Source organism: Amazonocrinis nigriterrae CENA67 (genome assembly GCF_016056305.1).
GTDB classification, from domain to species: Bacteria; Cyanobacteriota; Cyanobacteriia; order Cyanobacteriales; family Nostocaceae; genus Amazonocrinis; species Amazonocrinis nigriterrae.
Genome location: NZ_JAECZC010000016.1, coordinates 56831 through 80168, shown reverse-complemented (window position 1 = coordinate 80168; position 23338 = coordinate 56831). Strand labels below are relative to the sequence as shown.

At 41.5% G+C, this 23338-nt stretch carries 19 protein-coding genes and 2 pseudogenes; 8 read left to right on the top strand and 13 right to left on the bottom strand.

Annotated features, from left to right (window positions below; genetic code table 11):
* Window positions 1-103: 103 nt before the first annotated feature.
* The 3 genes from I8748_RS11500 to I8748_RS11490 are packed head-to-tail and all read right to left on the bottom strand — an operon-like array spanning window position 104 to window position 2106.
* Window positions 104-814 (bottom strand): carbonic anhydrase, encoded by a 711-nt coding sequence (locus I8748_RS11500; protein WP_198124711.1) that lies wholly within the window; start codon window positions 812-814, stop codon window positions 104-106.
* 7 nt (window positions 815-821) lie between these two features.
* Window positions 822-1133, bottom strand: a complete 312-nt coding sequence (locus I8748_RS11495) for a P-II family nitrogen regulator (RefSeq protein WP_198124710.1) — start codon at window positions 1131-1133, stop codon at window positions 822-824.
* Between the two features lie 4 nt (window positions 1134-1137).
* A complete protein-coding gene (locus I8748_RS11490) occupies window positions 1138-2106 on the bottom strand; it encodes a sodium-dependent bicarbonate transport family permease (RefSeq protein ID WP_198124709.1) in 969 nt (322 codons plus the stop codon).
* 304 nt (window positions 2107-2410) lie between these two features.
* Between I8748_RS11490 and I8748_RS11485 the strand changes: the two genes are divergently transcribed.
* A complete protein-coding gene (locus tag I8748_RS11485; RefSeq protein ID WP_198124708.1) occupies window positions 2411-3016 on the top strand; it encodes a pyridoxamine 5'-phosphate oxidase family protein in 606 nt (201 codons plus the stop codon).
* A gap of 44 nt (window positions 3017-3060) precedes the next feature.
* Here the strand turns inward: I8748_RS11485 and I8748_RS11480 are convergent, their stop codons facing one another.
* Window positions 3061-3228: an element excision factor XisI family protein gene (locus I8748_RS11480; RefSeq protein ID WP_198124707.1), complete on the bottom strand. Its 168-nt coding sequence runs from the start codon at window positions 3226-3228 to the stop codon at window positions 3061-3063.
* A gap of 273 nt (window positions 3229-3501) precedes the next feature.
* Here I8748_RS11480 and I8748_RS11475 point away from each other — a divergent pair, with 273 nt between their 5' ends.
* Window positions 3502-5838 carry a cation:proton antiporter domain-containing protein gene (locus I8748_RS11475; protein ID WP_198124706.1) on the top strand — a complete coding sequence of 779 codons (2337 nt, stop codon included), beginning with the start codon at window positions 3502-3504 and terminating at the stop codon, window positions 5836-5838.
* Between the two features lie 113 nt (window positions 5839-5951).
* Here the strand turns inward: I8748_RS11475 and I8748_RS11470 are convergent, their stop codons facing one another.
* Together I8748_RS11470 and I8748_RS11465 are read right to left on the bottom strand one after the other, a co-directional pair.
* The gene (locus I8748_RS11470; RefSeq protein WP_198124705.1) at window positions 5952-7616 is read right to left on the bottom strand and encodes a tetratricopeptide repeat protein; all 1665 of its coding nucleotides are present in this window, start codon (window positions 7614-7616) and stop codon (window positions 5952-5954) included.
* 43 nt (window positions 7617-7659) lie between these two features.
* The gene (locus I8748_RS11465) at window positions 7660-7881 is read right to left on the bottom strand and encodes an Hfq-related RNA-binding protein (protein ID WP_198124704.1); all 222 of its coding nucleotides are present in this window, start codon (window positions 7879-7881) and stop codon (window positions 7660-7662) included.
* Window positions 7882-8044: 163 nt separating this feature from the next.
* Here I8748_RS11465 and dapF point away from each other — a divergent pair, with 163 nt between their 5' ends.
* Window positions 8045-8884: a diaminopimelate epimerase gene (dapF, locus tag I8748_RS11460; protein ID WP_198124703.1), complete on the top strand. Its 840-nt coding sequence runs from the start codon at window positions 8045-8047 to the stop codon at window positions 8882-8884.
* Window positions 8885-9098: 214 nt separating this feature from the next.
* Here the strand turns inward: dapF and I8748_RS11455 are convergent, their stop codons facing one another.
* A complete protein-coding gene (locus tag I8748_RS11455; RefSeq protein WP_198124702.1) occupies window positions 9099-9743 on the bottom strand; it encodes a DNA-3-methyladenine glycosylase family protein in 645 nt (214 codons plus the stop codon).
* 230 nt (window positions 9744-9973) lie between these two features.
* Between I8748_RS11455 and I8748_RS11450 the strand changes: the two are divergent.
* Window positions 9974-10096: pseudogene (locus I8748_RS11450) on the top strand (Uma2 family endonuclease); the annotation flags it as partial.
* Window positions 10097-10256: 160 nt separating this feature from the next.
* On the opposite strand, the gene I8748_RS11445 reads toward I8748_RS11450, so the two are convergent.
* Window positions 10257-10700 (bottom strand): antibiotic biosynthesis monooxygenase family protein, encoded by a 444-nt coding sequence (locus I8748_RS11445; protein ID WP_198124701.1) that lies wholly within the window; start codon window positions 10698-10700, stop codon window positions 10257-10259.
* Window positions 10701-11033: 333 nt separating this feature from the next.
* Here I8748_RS11445 and I8748_RS11440 point away from each other — a divergent pair, with 333 nt between their 5' ends.
* A complete protein-coding gene (locus I8748_RS11440; protein WP_198124700.1) occupies window positions 11034-11456 on the top strand; it encodes a pentapeptide repeat-containing protein in 423 nt (140 codons plus the stop codon).
* A 231-nt stretch (window positions 11457-11687) separates the two neighbouring features.
* Here I8748_RS11440 and I8748_RS11435 read toward each other — a convergent pair whose 3' ends face one another.
* Complete coding sequence (locus I8748_RS11435; RefSeq protein WP_198124699.1) at window positions 11688-12464, bottom strand: DeoR/GlpR family DNA-binding transcription regulator; 777 nt, start codon at window positions 12462-12464, stop codon at window positions 11688-11690.
* A 387-nt stretch (window positions 12465-12851) separates the two neighbouring features.
* On the opposite strand from I8748_RS11435, the gene I8748_RS11430 reads away from it, so the two are divergent.
* Window positions 12852-14765 (top strand): transketolase C-terminal domain-containing protein, encoded by a 1914-nt coding sequence (locus I8748_RS11430; protein WP_198124698.1) that lies wholly within the window; start codon window positions 12852-12854, stop codon window positions 14763-14765.
* A 590-nt stretch (window positions 14766-15355) separates the two neighbouring features.
* Complete coding sequence (locus I8748_RS11425; RefSeq protein WP_198124697.1) at window positions 15356-15613, top strand: hypothetical protein; 258 nt, start codon at window positions 15356-15358, stop codon at window positions 15611-15613.
* A gap of 743 nt (window positions 15614-16356) precedes the next feature.
* Here I8748_RS11425 and I8748_RS11420 read toward each other — a convergent pair.
* From I8748_RS11420 to I8748_RS11410, 4 genes and pseudogenes are all read right to left on the bottom strand, one after another.
* A complete protein-coding gene (locus I8748_RS11420) occupies window positions 16357-19134 on the bottom strand; it encodes an ATP-binding protein (RefSeq protein WP_318781211.1) in 2778 nt (925 codons plus the stop codon).
* 25 nt (window positions 19135-19159) lie between these two features.
* Window positions 19160-20548 (bottom strand): annotated as a pseudogene (locus I8748_RS36040) (protein kinase domain-containing protein); the annotation flags it as partial.
* Between the two features lie 492 nt (window positions 20549-21040).
* A complete protein-coding gene (locus I8748_RS11415) occupies window positions 21041-21349 on the bottom strand; it encodes a hypothetical protein (protein WP_198124696.1) in 309 nt (102 codons plus the stop codon).
* Between the two features lie 378 nt (window positions 21350-21727).
* Complete coding sequence (locus tag I8748_RS11410) at window positions 21728-22402, bottom strand: response regulator transcription factor (protein ID WP_198124695.1); 675 nt, start codon at window positions 22400-22402, stop codon at window positions 21728-21730.
* Between the two features lie 175 nt (window positions 22403-22577).
* Here I8748_RS11410 and I8748_RS11405 point away from each other — a divergent pair, with 175 nt between their 5' ends.
* Entirely contained in the window at window positions 22578-23207 is a 630-nt protein-coding gene (locus I8748_RS11405; RefSeq protein ID WP_198124694.1) for a CAP domain-containing protein, read from the top strand.
* Window positions 23208-23338 lie beyond the last annotated feature (131 nt).

The window sequence follows — 23338 nt, the reverse complement described above, 5'->3', positions numbered from 1 at the left end:
GATGGGGAGATGGGGAGATGGGGAGATGGGGTGATGGGGGAAAATAAATAATGTCCAATGCCCCATGACGCCACATGCCCAATGCCCAATGCCCCATTCCCAATTAAGCTACAATACTCACCTTTCCTGTATCCAAATCGTAACGACCGCCGACGATTTTTAATTTGCCGGACTCTAAGCGCTCAGTTAAGATTTGCGATCGCTGCAACTGTTCAATTTGATATTGAACATTTGCCACCACAGCGTTCTCAACTGCATCGCCTGGCTGATTCTTGACCCTTTCCACAGCTGGCTTAATTGCTTTCACAAAAGTACCAATATCACCCAGCAGTTCTTCTGCTTGCACAGCTGCGGTAACTGCCCCACACCGCTCATGGCCCAGTATCATCAACAGGGGAGTATTTAACAGAGAAACTGCGTATTCAATACTACCAAGAGCTTCAGGTATAACAATATTGCCAGCAATCCGAACATCAAAAATATCACCAATGCCCTGATCGAAAACAATTTCTGCCGGCACCCGTGAATCTGCACAACTGAGGATAGTGGCAAATGGATGTTGAGCTTGAGCAACTTGCTGCAAGCGTACTGGAGATTGATGAGGGTATTGAGGTCGATGCTGGACAAACCGCTGATTTCCATCTATGAGCTTTTGCAGCGCTGCATCGGGAGTCAGGGAGTAAAGAATTTCCGCAGCTAGAGCCTGTTTAACTGAAAAAAGGAAATCACTAGCACTTATCATTACACCAAATGCCCCGGTGACTCCTAGCCTCAAAAAGTCACGACGTTCTATGAAATGTTTGTTTAAATTCATGATTTTCTCACAACGATGCGACGCATTTTGTCGAGCGAATCTCCATCACATCCGAGATGTAACAAGTACCCCCAAACTTGTTAAGTAATGGTTTAATATTTTCCACTACAGGCCTGACGTTTTCTGGCGTACAGAAGGCGATAATGTAAACATTATCGAGCATGGTCATATCTAAATCTTCTGTTGTTCCTCGTAATCCTTTGCCAGCAACGTTGCGGATGATGGCATGATTATGTACACCAGACTTGTCCAAACTTTCTAAAATTTTGCTCAATTCAAACGAATTGGCAATAATCTCTATCTTTTTAACTAAGTGCATATTATTACCTCCAAAATAGGTTAATTCCGTACAGATATAACGGAATTCCCACAATAATATTGAATGGGAATGTCACTGCCAGAGCTGTAGAAACATACAGACTGGGGTTCGCTTCTGGAACAGTTAACCGCATAGCCGCTGGCACAGCAATGTAAGAAGCACTGGCACATAACACAGCGAACAACAGTGAATCTCCCTGAGGCATACTGATGAATTTGGCAATCGCTAACCCAATGCCAGCATTGAGTATTGGAATTAGTATGGCAAATAAAACAAGGAAAACTCCGGTTTTTTGCAAGTCTTTAATTCTTCTAGCAGCCACCAGTCCCATGTCTAGTAAAAAGAAGGTGAGAACGCCATAAAATAAGCCTTGGGTAAAGGGTTCTAATACTTTCCAACCGTGTTCACCTGTTAAAAAACCAATCAAGAGGCTACCAACTAAAAGAAAAACTGAACTGTTAAGAAATGCATCTTTTAGCACTTCTGGCCAGGAAAACTCCCGTTTCTCATCAACTGAGAATAAATTCACCAAAATTAGACCAACAATGATGGCTGGAGATTCCATCAGCGCTAAGGCTGCCACCATGTAACCATCAAATTGAATGCCAAGCTCACTCAAAAAGGCGCTAGCCGTGATGAAGGTGACAGCACTGATCGAGCCATAGGTAGCAGCGATCGCAGCAGAATCATAAATATCTAACTTCAGTTTCAGGATAAAAAAGGTGTAAATTGGCACAAAACATGCCATCAACATTGCTGCTAACAGCGTCAGAACTACTTCCTGAGTAATCCCACTTTTAATTAGCTCTACCCCTCCCTTAAAACCTATTGCAAACAGCAGATAAAGCGAAAATAGTTTGGGTATAGGGGCAGGAATTTCCAGATCGGACTTGACAAACACAGCAGCCATCCCCAGAAAGAAAAACAGAATTGGGGGATTGAGGATGTTGGATACAATCAAGCTACCATCCATTTACACCCCTCCTCATGCTGGTGAAGTTGGCAATTTAACAAACTTTTCATCTCAAAAAAATTAACTGTTGGATCATGATGTATCGTGTATTGCTACCCCATGTCAATTGTGTGAAGAAGTATTTCAAATGGTTACTTTTCGTGATAGTTTTATTTGATTTTTGAAAAAACTCCGTACAAATTGAAAAGGCTGATTAACTATTCTTTACTCTCTACCTCTGCCGACACAAATAAGTTCAAAAATCAAAGTGGATTACTATAGGCTGAATATACTGTTAACCTAGCAATACAAATTCAGACGGTCTATGGCTAAACTTTTTGACTGTATTACTGAGGAATTACAAGACTTTATTGCTACCCAACACCTTTTCTTTGTGGGTTCTGCACCTTTGAGTCCTACAGGTCACGTTAATTTATCCCCCAAAGGTTTGGATTGCTTTCGTATACTCTCTCCTAACCGAGTAAGCTACCTAGATCTCACAGGTAGTGGTAACGAAACCTCAGCCCACCTTCAAGAAAATGGACGTATTACGTTCATGTTTTGCGCTTTTGAGGAACCAGCCTGTATCCTGCGTCTCTATGGTCAAGGACAGACGATTTTACCGAGTTCCCCTGAATGGGACTCCCTATATTCTTTATTTCCGCAGATTCCTGGAACTCGTCAAATTATCGTTGCTGATATCGAGAAAGTGCAGACCTCCTGTGGTTTTGGTGTACCACTCTATGAATATCGAGGTCAACGCCAGACTTTAGTAACTTGGGCAACAAACAAAGGGGAAGAAAGATTACGAGAGTATCAACAGGAGAAAAATCTCGTCAGTATTGACGGTTTACCGACTCCACTAAGTAAATTGAGCGTTGCTGAATCAGCTATGAATAGCGCAATCACTAATGTTGGTAGTGATTTTTGATCAGTTTCAGTTTATCAATTACTGTGTCAGGGACAAACTGTGATTCATAAAAAAAGTAGAAGAATTACATACAAAAAGCCAATAATATCGAGATGTAGAATACAGCCAAAATCGCGTTTATTTCCCCGCCAACCGACATAAAGTAATTGATAGTGGTCTTGCTGTTCATCGAAAATTGTTTGCACCTCATACTCTTGGGCATTTCGTTGCATCGAAGCTCGCTTTTGTCGTTCGCCAAGAAGCTTTTATCTGGTATAATCGCAAGCTATTATGTTGCTTTAAAATTTCCACAAACAGCATTTTAAGCTAATAAATACTTGATTGCACGACCGTACTGAGTAACTGAAATGACTCAGCACGCTCTTCTATCTATTATTGACAGTCATCAGTCATCAACCAACAATTCTTTGCTTATTTTTAAATAAAATTTTCTGTAATCTTGATTATGCTAAATTAATGTATTTTAATAGTTCTTTGAAAAAGTTGTGCAGGAAGATTTCAGGCTAATTGTTGATTTAGTTTCAGTTCTCGCCGTCGCAGCTTGTGGTGGACTGTTGGCGTCGCTGTTGCGGCAACCCGTTTTACTGGGATATCTCATCGGTGGGATGATTGTCGGGCCAGCCGGATTGGGACTAATTAAAGAAGTGATTCAAGTAGAAACTTTGGCTCAGTTCGGCGTAGCCTTTTTGTTATTTGCCTTGGGTGTAGAATTTTCCTTGGCGGAATTGAAGAAGGTAAAAGCGATCGCTTTAGGAGGTGGTGCGCTACAAATTGCGCTGACGATTGGTGTCACAGTTTTGGTATGCGGAGTCACGGGAGCCTGGGGAACCTTACCTGCTAAGGGCGTATTTTTGGGGTCAATTTTATCTTTGTCTTCCACAGCAGTTGTCCTCAAATGCCTGATGGAACGCAACGAAACTGAAACACCCCACGGGCAAGTCATGCTGGGAATTTTGGTAGTCCAGGACTTAGCGCTGGGACTGATGCTAGCAGTGTTACCTGCTCTCCATCAACCAGGCGAAGCCATTGGTGTAGCTGTGTTAACAGCACTGGTGCGGATTGCTTTGTTTGCCGCCGGTGCAGTTGCGGCGGGGATTTGGGTAATACCGCGTCTATTGCGACTGCTAGCCCGCACGGAAAGCCGAGAACTATTTTTACTAGGGGTAGTAACCTTGTGTTTGGGTATTGCCCTACTAACAGAACATTTGGGGCTATCCATTGAAATGGGGGCCTTTGTCGCCGGTTTGATGATATCCGAGGTGGAGTACGCTGACCAAACTTTAACTTATGTCGAGCCAGTCCGAGATATCTTTGCCAGTTTATTTTTTGCCGCCATTGGCATGTTAATTGACCCAGTGTTTTTGTGGAAAAACCTGGAATTGATTTTGGGACTAGTGGCGATCGTTTTCGTTGGTAAATTTTTGATTGTCACACCTTTGGTGAAGCTGTTTCGTTATCCTTTGAAAACAGCTTTAATCGCTGGGTTGGGACTGGCTCAAATTGGGGAATTTTCCTTTGTGCTGGCTAGTGAAGGGCAAGCACTGGGGTTGGTGTCCCGACAGATATATTTACTGATTTTGGGAACTACAGCAGTTACTTTGATACTTACCCCCTTTGTACTGCGGTTAGTGCCATTTTTATTTAGCTTTGCCGAATCAATGCCCTGGCTAAAACCATATTTAGAAGAAGAACAGCCACGTGATGTTGCAGAAGAGTTACCTTTAAAAGACCATGTGGTAGTCTGTGGCTATGGGCGAGTAGGTAAGAATTTAGTCAAGTTGTTACAACTACAAAACTTGCCTGTGGTGGTCATCGACCAATCAGAAAGTAGAATTCAGCAGTTGCGCGAAGCCAAAGTGCCTTATGTGTACGGTAATTGCGTCAGTTTGCACGTGATGGAAACTGCTGGAGTCAATTATGCCAAAGGAATGGCGATCGCTTTGCCTGACCCCATGAGTACCCGTTTGTGCCTGAAACGCGCTTTGGAATTATGCCCAGAACTAGATTTAGTTGTCCGCGCCACCCAAGATAAAAATATTGAAGTACTTTACCAACTAGGTGCGAGGGAAGTAGTACAGCCAGAGTTTGAAGCCAGTATTGAAATGGCAACTTATTTATTAACTTGCTTGGGCTTTTCACCAGCGGTCGTAGAACAACAAATGCAGCAAATCCGCAACGATCATTATTTGGATTTGCGACCCCAGCGTTCTGCATCAGAGGTTTCCCACGATTTAAGACAAGCAACTCGCGACCTCAATCGCCGTTGGTATCCCCTACCATCTGGTTCACCCCTAGTTGGCATGAGTTTGGAAGAAGCAGATATGCGCTACTTAACAGGGGTAAGTTTGATGGCTATTCGCCGCGCCAACGGTGATGAAATCGATTATCCTGATAATCAAACTACATTAGAAGCAGGCGATCGCTTGCTTGTAGTCGGAGAATCTGAAGAACTGGCAGCTTTGGAAGAATTCGCTCAAGGACAGGTGGCTGTTCCCGGAGAAAATAGCGCTTGCCAATGGACTATAGTTAATGCTGATTCTCCAGCTTTGGGTAAAACCCTTGCAGATTTAGATATCCACGGCAAATCTGGAGTCAAGGTACAGGCAATCAGGCGAGATGGCAAATTTATCCGCTCTCCTGATGGCAACCAACACTTGCAAGATGGCGACCAAGTGCTATTGTGCGGTAGCTTCTCAAGTTTGAATCAACTGCAACCATTGTTTGCCACAGTCAACAAAGTGAGTTTAGCGATTCCAAAAGTGAGTATTGGGGAACCACAAGTCGTCACAGAATTTCTGCCTGTGGATCAAGTGATTGATTGAGCTTACTAGCTAGTAGCCTGTCAAAGTCTTTTTGACAGGCACAGAATTGGGTAAGGGAAAAAGGGTAAAGGTTTTAAACTGTTCTCCTTTCCCCTTTTCCCTGTCTATACCTGTCAATATTTGCGTGGTGAACTACTAGCACAAGTTAATAACTTGATCAGCAAATTGCGTTGCGTTGTATTGGGGATAGCTTGCGCGACTTGTTTGGCTTTGGGATACTCTCCAGATTCATCATAACTACGAGCGATCGCTTCCAGTATCTCAGATTTATCCTTGACATTTGTGATTAATTGTGCTATTTCAAAAGCTAGCTTTAGTTGCTCTAGTTTGAGATAATGGTTAGCGATCGCAACCAAGGCTTTAGTTTGGTCGAATTCATTATCAATAGTGTTAACTAACTCCAGTGCCTGCTGAAACTTTCCCTCAGTAGCATATTTAATAGCTATGGCGGACAGTGCGGTTCCCACAACATTTTCTTCTATGTGTGGCAATAATTGTAATACTTGATCAAATTTTTTGGCGTTGCTCAACTCTTGTATAACTGAAGTCCAGGCAAAACTTCTTCTGTTTGTATCTTCAATTTTTGCAATCACCTGCAAAACTTGGTCAATTTTTCCCGCTTTGGCGTAATCTGGTGAGATAAACACCAAGGCATAATCTCTTTTTGATGTATCTTCAATAGTTTGAGTAAGTGTATAAATTTGATTGAGGATTGCTAGACTTTTTTGTCTTTGATTTGCTTTAAGATAGTAGTCAGCAATTATATTCAGTAAGCGAGTTCTCGTAAAAGTATCTTTGATATTGTTAGCAATTATGATTGCTTGATCGCTGCGATCTACAGTTAACCACAACTTGATGAGGTATCTGGCATAAAATACCTGGAGGTCGCTTTTCGTATTTTGAGAAATTTCTAACAACCGCTCGATCACCACTGCTAATTTATTTGTTTGCTTTGCTTGACTTAACTTGATAGCAATCGTGAGTAAAACACTAGCTTGGTTGTTTTCATCACCGAAATTTTCAGTAATTTCCAGACTTTGAGTGAATAATTCCTGCGCTTTCTTCGCTTGTCCAGCAGCATCATACTGAATACTCAAGTCAACTAAAAGATTCACTTGCTCTTGTTTATCTGTTAAAGTTTGGCTAAGGCGCAGGCTTTGCGCTAGAACTTTAACGGCTTGGTCAGATTTTCCGGCAGCAGTGTATCCAGCCGCAAATTGAGTTAGAAAAATCGCATATTTCGCTTCACCATCTTCCCTATCAGCAGTTGAGCCTGGTATCGGCGGAACTGTGGGAGCCTTTTGCCAAATTTGCACCTCCTGCACACCCAAAGAAAATGCTGTAATTGCCTGATTTTTTCTGCCGACAGCGATTAAGTTGTGACCAGTGTTTAGTAATGCTTTCACCTTAGTAGAGTAACCGTCCAGACTTTTGGCAATTTGCAGTGCTTTGGCTAATAATAGTATGGCTTTATCCTTTTGTTTAACTTCCAGATAACTAGATGCTATCTGATTCAAAGCTGACACTTTAAACTCGCTGGAAGTTGATTTTTCAACTAATTGCAACGCCAAGTTGTATTCTTTCGCTGCCAAATAAGAATCAAGGAGATTAGTTAATTTTTCAGGTTCACGATTTATTTCTTGCAAATGACAAACAACAGGTATACCCCCCAACTGAGATTTAACAACTTGAACAGAAGGTAAATTACTGGGAATGGCATTAGCAATACCCAGTAATAAAAAGCTTCCTAGGCAACTAATGCCAAAGAGTAATTTCATCTGTTAACCAGAAGTGATGAATTGTAATTTTTTTGCCTCAGTGCTAACTGACTTTTGGCTTAATGTAGGCGATCGCTTGCTTCCAAATCGTCGTTTGCTGGCTGTTTTCATCGGCAATACACAGACATTGTGGGTCTTGCCATAAAACCCTACCCGTCAGCACATCGCCCGTGATGAGTTTCAACTCTACCACTGCTGTTTGTTTAATCAGGTTTTGCACTTGCCGAATGCTAGGCAATGAAGTATCAAATTCAGTTGTATGCATTTTAGGTAATGATATGACTGGGGACTGGGGACTGGGGAGCAGGGGAGCAGGGGAGCGGGGGAGATGAGGGAGATGAGGGAGAAATTTTTTCCCAATTCCCCATTCCCAATTCCCCATTCCCAATTCCCCAATACCTAATTATTGATAATTCATCCTTGGAGAAATGGCAATCGAATTTACTAAGTATCACGGTCTGGGAAATGACTTTATTTTGATTGACAATCGCTCATCCTCATTGCCTGTGTTGACTCCAGAGCAAGCAATTAAGTTGTGCGATCGCCACTTTGGTATCGGTGCAGATGGTGTGATTTTTGCCCTGCCCGGTGAAAATGGCACTGATTACACGATGCGGATTTTCAACTCTGACGGTTCAGAACCAGAAATGTGCGGTAATGGTATTCGCTGTTTAGCTGGTTTTTTAGCCGATTTAGAAGGGGAATCCCGAAACAAAGATTTATATCGCATTCATACCTTAGCTGGTGTGATTACGCCTCAACTCATGCCCGACGGTCAAGTGAAGGTAGATATGGGTTTACCCAGGCTTCTGGCTAGGGAAATTCCCACTACTCTGGGTGATGCTGACGCAAAAGTGATTAATCAGCCTTTGGAGGTGGCAGGACAAACTTGGGAAGTCACTTGTGTGAGTATGGGCAATCCTCACTGTATTACCTTTGTAGAAGATGTAGCAGCAATTCCTTTAGCAACTATAGGGCCACAATTTGAGCATCACCCAGCTTTTCCTCAACGTACAAATACTGAATTTATTCAAGTGGTACGCCGAGATTATCTGAAAATGCGGGTTTGGGAAAGGGGTGCAGGCATTACCTTAGCTTGCGGGACTGGTGCTTGTGCTTCTTTGGTGGCGGGTGTATTGACTGAAGGGTGCGATCGCACTGCCACTGTAGAACTACCTGGTGGCCCCTTAGAAATTGAATGGTCAGAAGTAGACCAAAGAGTTTACATGACAGGGCCAGCCGAACGTGTATTCACTGGTAAAGCATAACTAATTAACCTCAGTTCGGGTTAAGACGATTTCGCTGTTAATTATACGAAGGAATAGGAGTTTCAGCCAACGATAGAATCATGGTTTGTGCTTATCCCGAACTCAGGTTAGGTATGATTGAGTAAACTTGTAATCACCCTGACTAACACATCTGGCTCCACTGGTAGGGAGTAATAAAGGTTTTGAGAGCTTTTTTGCGTAAGTCCTACCTTACTCAGTCACCCTTACTCAGGTAGTAGTGCCACAGAAGTCTTGCAGCAACTGCACGCCACGGTCGCCAGTTTTGGGCTATGGCTTCTAGTTGTGCTGGTGTAGGTCGTGTGGTTAATCCTTTAAGCTTTTGAGCGGCGATCAACAATCCTAAATCACTTTTGGGAAAGGCATCAGCGTGTTGCAGCGCCATTAACAAGTAAATATCAACTGTCCAATCTCCGATACCTTTGATACGTTTTAGCTCAGTTCTGATTGTGGCTTCGTCCATTTTTGCCAACTTGTTTAAATCAAGCTGACCACTCGTGATTGCATCTGCTAATCCACGGCAATAGAGAATCTTTTGCCGACTAAATCCAATTTTTTTTAATTCAATATCATCCAATGTCAGAAAATTTTCTGGTGTCAGCGGCACAACAACCCCATACAATCTGCTAAATACAGCTTTGGCAGCTGCTAAGGAAACTTGCTGTTCTAGAATTATTCTTACAAGTGTTGGAAAACCTGCTTCTCTCTCCCACATAGGAGGAGGCCCTAATATCTCTAAAATGCGAGCTAAATCGCTGTCTTGAGTGGCAAGTACCATCAAACCATGAGTAAGATTTTCTTTCGTCAGCAATTGCAGTTCAGCTGTTTGTTTAAATATCATTTTTGTAACATTCAACTTTGATGAGCTAAAACACATTGTTTGTCATTGGTTATTAGTCCTTTGTATTTACAAATGACTAATGACTAATGACAGTCTTAACCTTTATTTATTGTGCCAGTTGCGGCAGTCCTAAATGATTTGTTAGAAAATATCTAAATTACAAAACTTTGCACAGTCTTCAATAATTGCCAGATAATTGAAATATTTCAAATCTTCTGTATGGCGTGACTATGACCCCAGGCTTATCTCCAAACCAACAAGCAGAAGTGTTCTATCCGAGTTCTGATGGTGAACCTGTGGCGGAAAGCTATGTCCACTTAAATGCGTTGCTGGTGACACTGGAAGTCCTGCGCCATTTATAGCAAAGTGCTGAGTGCTGAGTGCTGAGTATAAACCCGGTTATATCAAGCATAACAGCAGGTAGAGCAATTGAAGCAGCGTTTACGAACGCTCGGTATTGATCCAGAGCAAATCGCATGAACTTGCGATCGCCCTCATCGGCAAGATTTGAAATCATTTGCGATCGTCTAACAAGACATCAAAATGTTTCACCTTTGTTTCTGGCTCAATCAGATACTCGTGATCTTTGGGAAGAAATCGTACTTTTTCAATGTCATTGCCAGCAAAGGCACGAATGGCATCCCGCGATTCCCAGTATGAAATTACAGTAAACTCAGTAATTTTACCATCAGTACGACGGAGTACTTGTACTCCTAAATTGCCAGGAATCGCCTGGATTTTTTTGATTCCGGCTTCATTGAGATAATTATAGTACTCGGCTGCTTTGGTAGTCAGTGTTTTACCATGCCAGATACGTGCAACTACTGTTTTAGATTGGGTGCTGCTTCTATTTTGTTGGGCAACAACGGGGTTAAACTGTGCAAAAGCTGGAAGGGCTAAAGTGCTAAATGATACTGCTAATCCTACAAGCATGTATAAGCAATTGTTTCTCCTCATCCTTGCCTTCTCCTTTTGTTATCCAACTTTAGTTATGGCATTGACTCTTATAGTCTCAAGAGCTTAACTTGCTCTGTTCGATGACTTTCCTCTGTTTGTTTTTCCTTATTTTGGATGAGATGAACTCTAATTTTACCCCTCCTGAGAGGGTAGTCTAGTGAAACTACTTAAGCAGTCAGCTAGCAAATCTCATCCTTGTTCCTAATCCATCTGTGCGAGGGCAAGAGCATATAAGCTAAGCCATTCTGATTATAGGGAAACTCAGATCTGTTTTGTGCCAAGTTTTTTAGGAAACTTCGCCCATCAGTTTCTGTTGCTTTTGAGGTAATGAAGATGAAACTAGAGATCCTAGCTACTACAGCACTATTAAGTACAGTCTGCTTAGCTGCTCCAGTGAAAGCTGCAAATCCTGCTCATGTCAAACAGTTACTGAAGACTGGAAGTTGTCCAGGATGCGAATTAACAGGAGCAAATCTGGCAAAGGCTCACTTAATTGGTGCTGATTTAAGAAATGCCAACTTAAAGGGAGCTAACCTCAAGTCTGCTAACCTAGAAGGTGCCGATCTCACTGGTGCTGATCTCAAGGGCGCAAATTTAACCGAAGTATTTGCCAGTGGTGCTAGCCTGAGTGCTACTAACCTGACAAATGTCAAGCTTACCGATGCTACACTCTATAATGCTGACTTAGAAGGTGCTATTTTGTCAGGTGCTGATTTGCAGGGAGCCATACTATATGGTGCTGTGCCGTATAGATAGCTTTGGATATCTACAAGCAGAAGGCAGAAGGCAGAAATTATTCCTTCATCTCCCCATCTCCTCTGCTCCCCATCGCCCCTAATCCCCAACGCCACTTGCGTGGCTGCTGGGGAACCCTTTCGGCAGTCCCCCATCTCGGCAGAAGCCAAGACGGGGGCTGCCTCACCAACGCAGTGGCTCCTCCCCTTCGGTCGTGGGGGCCCCGAGTTCCCCTACTCCCCTGCTCTAAAATTAACAACCATTATCGCCAGACTCTTCACGGATAATCGTTAAACCTAAAGCTTTATAAGCGGTTAGCATCTCATTAGAAACAGTTGGTGCAGTTACAAGGTAAGTGAGTGCATGAATCGATTCAACTACATAGGGAGCAGCGGTATCTAACTTCTGGGCTGTGACTAATCCAACTACTTCTGCTGCTCCAGCAATCATTGCTCGTTTGACATGGGCTTCATCCAAATTCGGCACACTAATTCCTACTTCTGGATGTACACTACACACCCCCAACATGCACAAATCTGCACGAATCATCCTTAATGACTCAACTGTAGCAGCACCCACGTTTACTAAGGCTTTTTTGTAGAGTTGTCCGCCTAACATTACAACTTCAATGTGGGGATGCTCTGCTAATTCGATGGCAATGGGAGGGCTATTGGTGACGATTGTAGCTTGCAAATCCAGGGGTAAATGCCGGGCTACCTGGAGAGTTGTTGTGCCTCCATTTAAAATTACCACTTGCCCATTACAAATCAATTTTGCAGCGGCACGAGCGATCGCTTCTTTTTCTTTTGGTGCTTGTTTTTGCCGATCTGCATAACTGGCGATCGCAGGAGAAGCCAAAAGCGCACCTCCATGCACGCGTTGTAAAAAACCAGATTCGGCTAATTCCCGCAAATCCCGACGAATTGTATCTTCAGAAACCTTAAGCACAGCGCTCAGTTCCGATGACAGCACCTTTTTCTCACGACGAAGAATATCCAAAATTAATTGTCGTCGCTCTGCCGTTAGCATAAAAGATTTTTCCTGAAATTGCATATTTGCACTTGAAATTGCACGTTTGTGAGTTTATACTCATAGACATGCAGGTTCCTGCATGTTTGTGAACACCTTTAGATAAATTCAAGCATATTCACGCACAAGCTCGGTCATTGGTCATTAGTCATTTGTTATTTGTGTTTACAAAGGACGAATAACTAATGACAGTCTTACCTAAATAATGTGCAACTTGGAAATTTCCTATGTTGTTGCAAAAAATACCAATTCTCTAAAATTCGGCAATAAATTTAACCCCTGAAACTCAGATGATATCTGACTTTCTTAATTACGAATTACGAATTACGAATTACGAATTGGTATAACTTGTCTTTTCTAAGTCAATTCAAATTTAAGGAATAAACCATGACTGTACTATCGCAATTTCCCATTGATTTGAGTGCTTACAAATTTCTGGCTCTCAATCCAGAGAATCCGACTCTCACAGATGAACAACGAGAAATCCTCAAAGCAAACATTCAGCTATGCCGCGATGCCATTGTCTTTTTCACAGCAACCGGTGCTGCTAGAGGAGTAGGCGGTCACACTGGTGGCCCTTACGACACAGTACCAGAAGTCGTGATTCTAGATGCATTTTTTCGAGGAGCAGCAGAGCAATTTGTGCCGATTTTCTTCGATGAAGCAGGACATCGAGTAGCAACTCAATACTTAATGGCAGCGTTGCATGGAGACTTAAATCCTGAACAACTGCTTCATTACCGCGAAGCATATTCACGCTTACCGGGACATCCAGAACTAGGGCTAACTCCTGGTGTGAAGTTTAGTTCTGGACGACTGGGACATGTATGGCCCTATGTCAATGGAGTAGCTTTGGCAAATCCTGGTAAAGTCGTATTCTGTCTTGGTTCTGATGGCTCGCAGCAAGAAGGTAACGATGCGGAAGCTGCTCGCTTTGCTGTTGCTGGGCATCTCAATGTGAAGTTGATTATTGATGATAATGATGTCACCATCGCTGGACATCCTTCCAAATATTTACCTGGTTACACAGTCGCTCAAACCTTAGAAGGTCACGGTTTGAAGGTACTCGTAGGAGACGGAGAAGACATAGATGATTTATATCGTCGTCTGAGCGAAGCAGTGCGTACTCCTGGCCCCATTGCTTTGATCAATAAACGCCCCATGTGCCCGGGTATTGAAGGGTTAGAAGGCTCTACTCATGGTCACGATGTGATCTCAGTAGAGTTGGCAATTCAATATCTGCAAACACGCGGACACACTGCTGCTGTGGAATACCTCAAGAACATCCAAAAACCCAAACAAACCTATACTTTTCTTGGCTCTAGTGATAAATGGGGTGCTAACCGCAATGTGTTTGGTGAAGCGGTGGTTGATGTCTTAAGCCGCTTGAGTGAAGCCGAACGTAAGCAAAGCGTCAGAGTCATTGATAGCGACTTGGAAGGCTCTTGTGGTCTGAAAAAAATTCACGATACATACCCCGAAATTTTTATCCCCTCTGGAATTATGGAGCGGGGTAACTTCTCGGCTGCTGCTGGATTTGGTATGGAGAAGGGCAAACAAGGTATTTTCGCAACTTTCAGCGCCTTTCTAGAAATGTGTATTTCAGAAATTACGATGGCGCGGTTGAACTATTCCAATGTGCTTTGTCACTTTTCCCACGCGGGTGTAGATGACATGGCAGATAACACCTGTCACTTTGGTTTGAACAACATGTTTGCTGACAATGGCTTGGATGATGGTTACGAAACACGGTTGTATTTTCCAGCTGATGTTAATCAGATGAAAGCCTGTGTAGAAGCTGTGTTCTTTGAGCCAGGACTGCGGTTCATTTTCTCGACTCGTTCTAAAGTGCCTAATATTCAGGACAACAACGGTAACGACTTCTTTGGTAGTGGTTATAGATTTGTCCCTGGTAAAGATGAGGTGATTCGAGAAGGAACCCAAGGCTACATTATTAGTTTTGGTGATGCTTTGTATCGTTCTCTGGATGCTGTGGAACGTCTCAAACAACAAGGGCTGGATGTGGGTTTGATTAATAAACCAACCTTGAATGTAGTTGATGAAGAAGCGATCGCAAAAATTGGTCAAGCTCCTTTCGTCTTAGTGGTAGAATCCTTCAACCGTCGCACCGGATTGGGTAGCCGCTTCGGTTCTTGGTTGTTAGAACGCGGGTTGACTCCCAAATACGCTCATCTTGGCACTCATAAAGAAGGTTGTGGCGGTTTGTGGGAACAGTTCCCACATCAAGGAATTGACCCCGTAAGTATTATCAACAAGGTCAAGGAATTACACAATTCGTAACTCGTGAGTAAGTCAGTGTAGGGGATAATACAGCCCCAACAACCACGCTCGTCGCCAGCCTCGTCCTCAGAGGACGCCTGGGTTTTGTACATTCAAAGCAAATTGCTGTAATACTCCAAACTCCTGTACGGGCGGGTAAGGTACGCATATCCTGACTTTTCACGGTAAGTCCCAAAACCTTTGTCAAGACAGGGGGTAGGGGATAGGGTGTAGGAAAAACTTGAAAGCCTTACTACACCCTACACCCTACACCCCACACCCTCTGACTTTTTCATATAACGTGAAAAGTCAGACGCATATCTTGCTACTAATTGAATAAGATTGCAAAACCTGCCCCTACAACTCCAAACTCCTAACTCTCAACTTGATCATTCCTTGAGTTTCATTAATTTCTCGGTGTAAGGCTGGTATTTTCAATAAATATGCTGTATTCTAGTCTAGCCAATGTAATTTTTCCGACATACACTGGTTCAAAGCTGTTTGTTAATCTTCCTCAAGATGATTGAAAGGCTATATTGGTGTGTTCCAAAATCAATATAAAGATTTTCATTTTTTAACGTATAGTTGTCAACACTTTAATATACATGCATATGAAACTGATCAAAAAATCTGAAAAGCTCCTCCTCAATAAGATAAAAATTATGGAGGAGTCCGAAGAGCAAAATCCTCCAGTGGAGACTATTGAGAATCCAGAACCAATAGTTGAGAAAAAACAAGAACCATACTATGTAGAGAATCAAGAATCCAACTATATTCCGGTACGCGATAATCCTGTAGTCCAATCTGTTTGCAATTCCGGATGGCAGGTTTCTGAGATTTGGAAGGATATTAGATTGGATAGTTTCTAATGATGAGCTAAAACCCACTCAATTGCATAATCACCGATGAGGGTTGTTATAGTTGCTAATTTCATGGACATATATCCAATGAATTAGTTTGTCAGTTTAATCTTACTGGGTGAACTACAACTCCCTTTATCTCATTGCTAAAAGCATTTGGGATCACTTTTCTAATGGCGTTATCAGAACTATTTACGTCAGCATTAATTAACCTTCCTAATATCAAGTTCGGATAAGCAGTTGTCATTGCTAACGAAGTAAAGCGATCGCAGAGATTTCGTGATAGCTTCACTTTGTTGCGATCGCCCTGGTTGGTGATACTACTGACTACAGTACATTACCAAGGTTATGGGAGGCTAGCCAACTTTCAAAGGCAAGAGCGATCGCATTCTGTTTGAGTTGCAGCTGATACTGCTAAATTTACTTACAAAGCTTAAATAATTTGTGATTTTAAGGTCAGTATATACGACAGATTGCAGGTTTGTGTAGTATACTAACAGCAGTTCTTTACCAAGAATTTAAAAGCCCCTCTCCGCGTCGGAGAGGGGTTGGGGAGAGGTTCATCGAACTCACATTAAATCAAATCGGATTCCTATAGTTTGTAATTGAGGTCTATCTGAAATATAGGCTTATTTTAATTCTTTCTATCTCTATATTTCTGCTCACTTTTAGTAAATTTTAACTTTACAAGATGCCTTCACAAAACTGAGGGACAGAACGGAATAGACAATCTAAAATCCAAAATCCAAAATTTATTGGATTGGAATTTGAATAATAAACTCTGTACCTTCTCCCGGTGCAGAAATGCAACTTAACTTACCTTTGTGGGTGTCTTCAACAATTTGACGCGCAATTGATAAACCCAAACCTGTCCCCTTACCCACACCTTTGGTAGTGAACAAATGGTCAAATATCCGTGTTGTTACCTCCTGTGGCATTCCCAAACCATTGTCTTTAATACTAATTACCACAGCATGTTCATCTGCTAAAACTCCAGTACGAATGGTAATCTGATTGGGATGAGCTTTGAGTTCATCAACAGAATGCTTGAGACTGGCTTCATCCAAGGCATCAATTGCATTAGCGATGATATTCATAAATACTTGGTTGAGTTGTCCCAGAAAACATTTCACAGGTGGTAAATCAGCGTATTTTTCAATCACTTCAATGGCGGGACGTAGTTCATTGGCTTTCAAACGATATTTGAGAATCAGTAGAGTACTTTCAATGCCTTCATGAATATTGCAGGCTAATTTTTCTGAAGTATCAGCCCTAGAAAATGTGCGGAGGCTGGTGCTAATGTTGCGGATGCGTTTAGTTCCTACTTTCATAGAATTTATCACCTTTGGCAGGTCTTCTATGAGAAAATCTAAGTCAATTTCTTCGGCATTCTCTTCAATAGCTGCTATAGGATGAGGATAGTGTTCTTGATAAATTTTTATGTGATCAATCAAGTTTTGTAAATATTCTTCAGCATGATTGATACTCCCAGAAATGAAACCTAGAGGGTTATTGATTTCATGGGCAACTCCTGCTACTAAATTCCCCAAAGTAGCCATTTTTTCATTTTGCACAAGTTGCAATTGTGCTTGTTGAAGTTGTTGCAGAGATTGTTCTAATTCAGCGGCTTTTTCTCGTTCTCTAGTTTCTGATTGCAGTAAGCTTTGATAAAGCTGGGCATTTTCTAAGGAAATCGCAGCTTGTACGCACAAAAGACGCAAAATTTCCACGCGATCGCTAGTAAATGCCCCTGTGGTAAAATCATTTTCTAAATAAAGTAAACCTAGCAATTTCCCTTGATTGAGGATGGGAGTACACAAAATACTTTTAGGTTGACAGTCAATAATATAGGGATCGCCAACAAAAAAATGTTGTTTAATTTCATTATTAATCTTCCAACAAGGCTGTAAACTTCCATTATCAGCAGCCCCAAAACACAGTAACTTTCCATCATCAAATACTAAAGTTACTTTGGTGTGAGACACATAGTTTATCAGGCTGATAGGAATATCTTGACTTTGTTCCACAGGGATAGATTTCAAGATAGTTTCTTGCCCAATTTCTGCCATTGCTTTGATCACTAAAGCATTACCTTGGAGTAAAATGAGAGTGCTTTTGACAGCACCGGCATTTTCCATCACCACTTGCATTAATGTAGAAATTAGCCTATCAAGTTGAATTTCACTAGCAAAGGCTTGGGAGGCTTTCATAACTGTCACCAAGTCTAGCACTGCTGAAACACTGTTGCTTGTAGAAAGATGAGTTCTCACAGATGTAATCAGGGAGTTGTAATGATGACTGGTATGATGCGGAATATTTTGTGGTTTGAGAATAGGTGCGAGTAATTGGGGATAGCGTTTTTCTAAATCTGCAATTTTCGCTGATGCTCCCCAACGAGCATAACAGTAATATGCTTCACATAAGTAGACTTGGGCAATCTTTTCTTTGCCCCATTCTAGGTAAAATTTAGCAGCAAGTTCATTGGCAAGGGCTTCTTCTTGGATATATTCGTTTTCTTGAGCAAGAGCAAGGGCGCGTTCATAATAATCTATTGCCTGACAATTATCACCTAAAACCCGATATTTCTCTGCTTCTACTAAATAAAACTTATGTAGATGATTCATCGGTGCATGATGCGCCCATTTGTGCATTTTATCTTGATTATTCTTAACGTGATTCAGGATGCTTGCTTGCCTGTCTTGAGAAGCATCACTATACACTGCTAGTTGGGTAAGAGAATCGTAGAAATTAAATAAAGTAACTCCAAAAAATCCTAACATATAATCTAAATAATTTTGTGCTAATTTAGCATTTTCTATACCTTGAGCATACTCAGCAAACAGATAACAAAGCATCAGTTTGTTAATATACAAGTAACAAATTGCGCCTTGATCATAGTGTTGCTGGTGCAGGGGCAACATGATATGTTCGTTGTAAACTTCACCCTGTAAACAACAATTATTTTTATTTTTTGAGAGTAAATTTATTACTACCTGCCAATATATTTGTTGTTTATGCAAGGATGGTTCTTGCTGAAGTTTAGCGATCGCTTGATTATAGGTTGCCATTTCCTGTGCCAATGAGCTTAGTTCTTTCCCAATGAAGAATGAATGGAATAAATAAAGGTTGGCACAGTAGGCTGTAAATTCTAAATCTCCTGATTCTAGTCCACTAGAGTAACCTGATTGCAGAGGCTGTAAACTCTCTTTCAAGTGTTCTTGCCAATGATTGATGATCCCATAAATAGGTGCATATATTTTAGCTATAAATTCTTTAGCATTCAGTTTATCTAACAGTTGCAGAGTCAGTTTACCTAACTGATAACCAGCTTCAATATCTCCGACGAAAGTACAAAGAATAATGCCATATTGTGCGTATGCGTAAAGAGAAAGACCAGCGTAACCATATTTAAGTGATAAATTTACCTCTTGAAACACTATTAAAAAATATAATTCTGGCATTGCTGTATAACTAGCAGAAACCATATTTGACAATATGTTCATAGCAGCTAGTTTGTCTGGTTGAGTCATTAAACCTAACTCAAATAATTCCTCAAAAGATAACTAAGGGATGTTCTTTAGTGGTGAAGACTTGGATGAACTTCTGCAACAACAAATTGAAGCGATTTTGGGCAGCAATTCCCGAAAGTTCAGGTATAGGAGGCTGTTTACCGATGATGTACTCTAGTTCAGGGATCATTTCCACGAGTACCTGACCATTATCTCCCAAAGCATTGAGAATTTTGGTTTTCCACACCCAAAGTTGAGCATTAGTTTCACTCAACAGTTGTCCTATCAAGTCTCGAAAGGCTTGTAAAAATGCTGATAAAGGAATATTGCGCCCAAACTGGTCAAATTTTCCTTTGATAAAGTAACCCCGTTGGCGGACGATGGGTTTGTGGACTTCATTAACTACCGCAGTTTTGCCAATGCCAGAGACACCTGCTATAAGTAGGATCTCACTTTTGTTAGTTGTTGTTTGTTTTTGACCACTAAATCTTTCAAAGGCGCTGAGTAAGGTTTTGACTTCTTGTTGGCGACCGTAGAGTTTTTCTGGAATGGTTAAGCGATCGCAAATATCCTGTTGTCCAATTTTGAAGCTGTCTATTTTGCCAGTTTCTTGCCATTGTCGCCAGCAATTTTCTAGATCATACTTGAGTCCGTGGGCAGTCTGATAGCGGTCTTCGGCATTTTTCGCCATCAGTTTAGTAATGATTTCACAAATCACTAAGGGAACAGCAGAGTTGATGCTTTGAACTGAGGGGGGATGCTTGGCAATGTGACAGTGTACCAACTCCATGGGGTCATTACTGGTGAAGGGAAGTTGTCCTGTTAGGAGTTCGTAGAAGGTGACACCCAAAGAATACAAGTCAGTGCGATAGTCAATCAACCGATTCATCCGTCCAGTTTGTTCGGGAGACAGATAAGCCAGCGTTCCTTCTAATACATTGGCAGAAGCGATCGCTTGTGTTTCTCTACTTAAGCAAGAGGCGATACTAAAATCAATGAGTCTAACTTGTTTGGTGGTGGGATTAATCAGGATATTGGCAGGTTTAATATCTTTGTGAATCACATGATGGCGATACAGTCCTTCTAGGGTGGCGGCAATTTGCATGGCAATGGCCAAAAACTCGCCTATACTAAAATTGCCTTGTGTCGCGATCGCTTCTGCCAGGGAAATACCGTTAAAGTCTTCCATGACTAAGGCATAGCCGTTGTGGTAGTTTTCTAAACTGTAGGTTTTAATAATGCCAGGAAGGTGAAGATTTTTAGTGATGGTGTACTGATTGCGGAAGTGCGCTAATTCGTTAAAGGTAGGATATTCATTTTGCAGCAGTTTAATTACAACTGGTTTTTGGTCTTTTTCTCTGATAGCGCGATACACAACAGTTCTGCGGCTAGTGTGAATTTCCTCAAGAATTTGATACCCTGTCAGTTTCACCATTTCTCTTCACAGTAACTATATAGTTTTCCCCAGATCAAAGTTATTATGCCCACATGGGGTGTGAGACTAACAAAACCAGACTTTTTATGGCATGATCTAAGGATATCAGGGTGTTAAGTGTAACGAAAATAAATAAAAATTAAAAAATATTTTTAATCGCAAAATAACTATATAAATTGTATTATCTCTGAGAGAAAAATAAGATATTTTATGACTTATGAGGGTGATGTTAGACAGCGATCGCTCCACCTCTCGTGTCATTAACAGAGCATAGTTAATTTCTCAAGACTGATATCAATTTTCTGTAACAAGAGGCTCAATAATTAGGAAACTCCAAAAAATAAACTATCTTATTTATTTTTTGGAATTCCCTTAAACTCAACTTCTTAGAGAAATGTTATTACACAATACTAACGGCTATTTTAGGCAATTCATGCATTGTCCCTACATCAAATAAAGGTTTTGGCTATTGTTTGTGTTAGCCCTGTCGCTCTATGTGGGACAGCTGAAGATTGGATTCAGTTGCTCGTCATCATTGCCAGCCAAATGCTCAGAGAATAGATGTATTTTTGTTGGACTTTTACCCTCTATTTCATAGCTAGGTTTAACTAAACTCATATAAATTTCTTTGGAGTTAGGATTGAGGGTAGCTAATTTTCTATCATTTAAAAGTGGTTTATATCTTAGTCGGTATATCTGGTTGAGAATTTTCCATTGGTAATTTTGCAGACTTTGATTTTTAAATGGTAAGTTGCAATAGTGGTAATAAGCCGCACAAATATCATATCTATTCCAGTACATAAACTTTTAAACTCCATGTTATACAGCTGATCAAAAATGTCTGACCTTGAGTAATTATGTCTAAAAAAACAAGCTTCTACCATTTGGGATATCGCTTAAACTTTACTATGTAAAATTTCCACGACGCACAACCCAACACAAATCCTAGCATTACTTCACATCTAGTTTCATCAGGAAAAAAATATCTATACTCATGCCATTATGTATGGGGAGTGTCAAATATCTAGTTTGATTGTAGGGAACATTGCCATATTCCTATCAATATATATGTATTATTTATGAATTACATAAGAACTACACACTGCTTTAGGCAATTAATCAATTGCCGCTAGGTGGAAAAAAGGGTTGCGGCTATTGTTTGGGTAAGTCTTGTGATGATTAAAGAGAATTACGAAAACGATACCCAACTCCCCGCACACTCTCAATCCAACTCAATCCACCAATCGAGTCAATCTTTTTGCGAATTCGTTGAATACACACATCAACCACATTGGTACTAGGGTTGAAATCATAGCCCCAGACATGTTGCAGGATTTGGGTACGGGTAAAAACCCTTCCGGGAGAGCGCATCAGGTATTCCATGAGATTAAACTCACGGCTGGTAAGTTCCACAACCTGACCATCACAAGTAACTTCTCGCGTGATGCGATCCAGCTTTATGGGCCCAACACAGAGCATATTTTGGCGATCGCTAAAACTTCGACGCATCACAGCATGAATGCGGGCAACTAATTCTTCCACAAAAAAAGGTTTGGCAATATAGTCATCTGCCCCAAGATTCAAACCTTCCAGCCGATCATCAAGTTCATTGCGAGCGGTTAACAAAATCACTGGCACATTCCGTCCTGCCTGTCGCAAGCTTTTAAGGATAGCCAGACCATCCTTACCCGGTATCATGATATCCAATACGATGGCGTCATACTCATTTTCCATCGCTTGAATATATGCATCATTGCCGTTGTCGCAGTAATCAACGACAAATCCCTGCTCTTTTAACCCAGCTTGAACGAAGTTAGCAATTTTTGTTTCGTCTTCAACAAACAGGACGTGCATAATTCTACAGATTATTATAGCTAACTTGCTTTGCGAAAACTTTTATTTAGACTGTGGAGCTAAATACATCAGGTATACCCAATTGGGATAAGGGTCTATTGAACAAAGAACACAGTCAAGTATTGGAAACAGTCTGTAACAATTTTTTGAAAGTGTGTCTTAATTCCTAATTATTATGAAGTTACAATTTTGGAAATTTTTGCCAGAAATCCCACAAACAGGTGCTGAAAAATTAGTACGGGAGAATGCACTCTCTGTTTTAGAACAACAGGTGATAGCAGAAATGAACAAAGTGCGGACAAATCCTGCCGTATATCTCCCGATTATGGAAAATTATAGAAAGCGCTTCGATGGCAAAAAAGTCAAAATCTCTGATCGCGTTTATTTGCAAACTACTGAAGGAGTAAAAGCAGTTGATGAGGCGATGGCATTTCTCAAGTCAGCCCGTGCCGTAGGAGCATTAAGCATATCTCCAGGTATGTCTTTGGCTGCTAGGGATCATGTCCTAGACCAAGGACGAAAAGGTACAACGGGTCATTATGGCAGTGATGGCAGTGATCCCTTTACTCGCATCAACCGCTACGGCGCTTGGCAAGTGACTGCTGGCGAAAACATTAGCTATGGTTCTAGTACAGCCCAAGATATTATTATGCAGTTAATTATTGATGATGGAGCGCCATCACGCGGTCATCGTTACAACATTTTTAACCCTGCTTTTAAAGTTACAGGAGTTGCTTTTGGCATTCACGCCACATACAGGCAGATGTGCGTAATTACTTATGCTGGAGGGTATGTAGAGAAGTAGCTATTAAAAAAGGGGCATTGGGGAGCCACTGCGGTGAGGCAGCCCCCATCTTGGCGGTTTCCGTCGGTGGGGGACTGCCGAACCCGGAGGGTCTTGGGCTTTGCCCAAGTGGAGCAAGTGGCGTCATGGGG

Excerpts from the sequence above, each read along its gene's own strand:
- I8748_RS11405 (WP_198124694.1), top strand. The coding sequence starts at position 22,578 with ATGAAGTTACAATTTTGGAAATTTTTGCCAGAAATCCCACAAACAGGT.
- I8748_RS11420 (WP_318781211.1), bottom strand. The coding sequence starts at position 19,134 with ATGACTCAACCAGACAAACTAGCTGCTATGAACATATTGTCAAATATG.
- I8748_RS11455 (WP_198124702.1), bottom strand. The coding sequence starts at position 9,743 with ATGATATTTAAACAAACAGCTGAACTGCAATTGCTGACGAAAGAAAAT.
- I8748_RS11485 (WP_198124708.1), top strand. The coding sequence starts at position 2,411 with ATGGCTAAACTTTTTGACTGTATTACTGAGGAATTACAAGACTTTATT.
- I8748_RS11465 (WP_198124704.1), bottom strand. The coding sequence starts at position 7,881 with ATGCATACAACTGAATTTGATACTTCATTGCCTAGCATTCGGCAAGTG.
- I8748_RS11425 (WP_198124697.1), top strand. The coding sequence starts at position 15,356 with ATGAAACTGATCAAAAAATCTGAAAAGCTCCTCCTCAATAAGATAAAA.
- I8748_RS11415 (WP_198124696.1), bottom strand. The coding sequence starts at position 21,349 with ATGTACTGGAATAGATATGATATTTGTGCGGCTTATTACCACTATTGC.
- I8748_RS11445 (WP_198124701.1), bottom strand. The coding sequence starts at position 10,700 with ATGAGGAGAAACAATTGCTTATACATGCTTGTAGGATTAGCAGTATCA.
- I8748_RS11470 (WP_198124705.1), bottom strand. The coding sequence starts at position 7,616 with ATGAAATTACTCTTTGGCATTAGTTGCCTAGGAAGCTTTTTATTACTG.
- I8748_RS11490 (WP_198124709.1), bottom strand. The coding sequence starts at position 2,106 with ATGGATGGTAGCTTGATTGTATCCAACATCCTCAATCCCCCAATTCTG.
- I8748_RS11480 (WP_198124707.1), bottom strand. The coding sequence starts at position 3,228 with ATGCAACGAAATGCCCAAGAGTATGAGGTGCAAACAATTTTCGATGAA.
- I8748_RS11435 (WP_198124699.1), bottom strand. The coding sequence starts at position 12,464 with ATGCTAACGGCAGAGCGACGACAATTAATTTTGGATATTCTTCGTCGT.
- I8748_RS11495 (WP_198124710.1), bottom strand. The coding sequence starts at position 1,133 with ATGCACTTAGTTAAAAAGATAGAGATTATTGCCAATTCGTTTGAATTG.
- I8748_RS11410 (WP_198124695.1), bottom strand. The coding sequence starts at position 22,402 with ATGCACGTCCTGTTTGTTGAAGACGAAACAAAAATTGCTAACTTCGTT.
- dapF (WP_198124703.1), top strand. The coding sequence starts at position 8,045 with ATGGCAATCGAATTTACTAAGTATCACGGTCTGGGAAATGACTTTATT.
- I8748_RS11500 (WP_198124711.1), bottom strand. The coding sequence starts at position 814 with ATGAATTTAAACAAACATTTCATAGAACGTCGTGACTTTTTGAGGCTA.
- I8748_RS11440 (WP_198124700.1), top strand. The coding sequence starts at position 11,034 with ATGAAACTAGAGATCCTAGCTACTACAGCACTATTAAGTACAGTCTGC.
- I8748_RS11430 (WP_198124698.1), top strand. The coding sequence starts at position 12,852 with ATGACTGTACTATCGCAATTTCCCATTGATTTGAGTGCTTACAAATTT.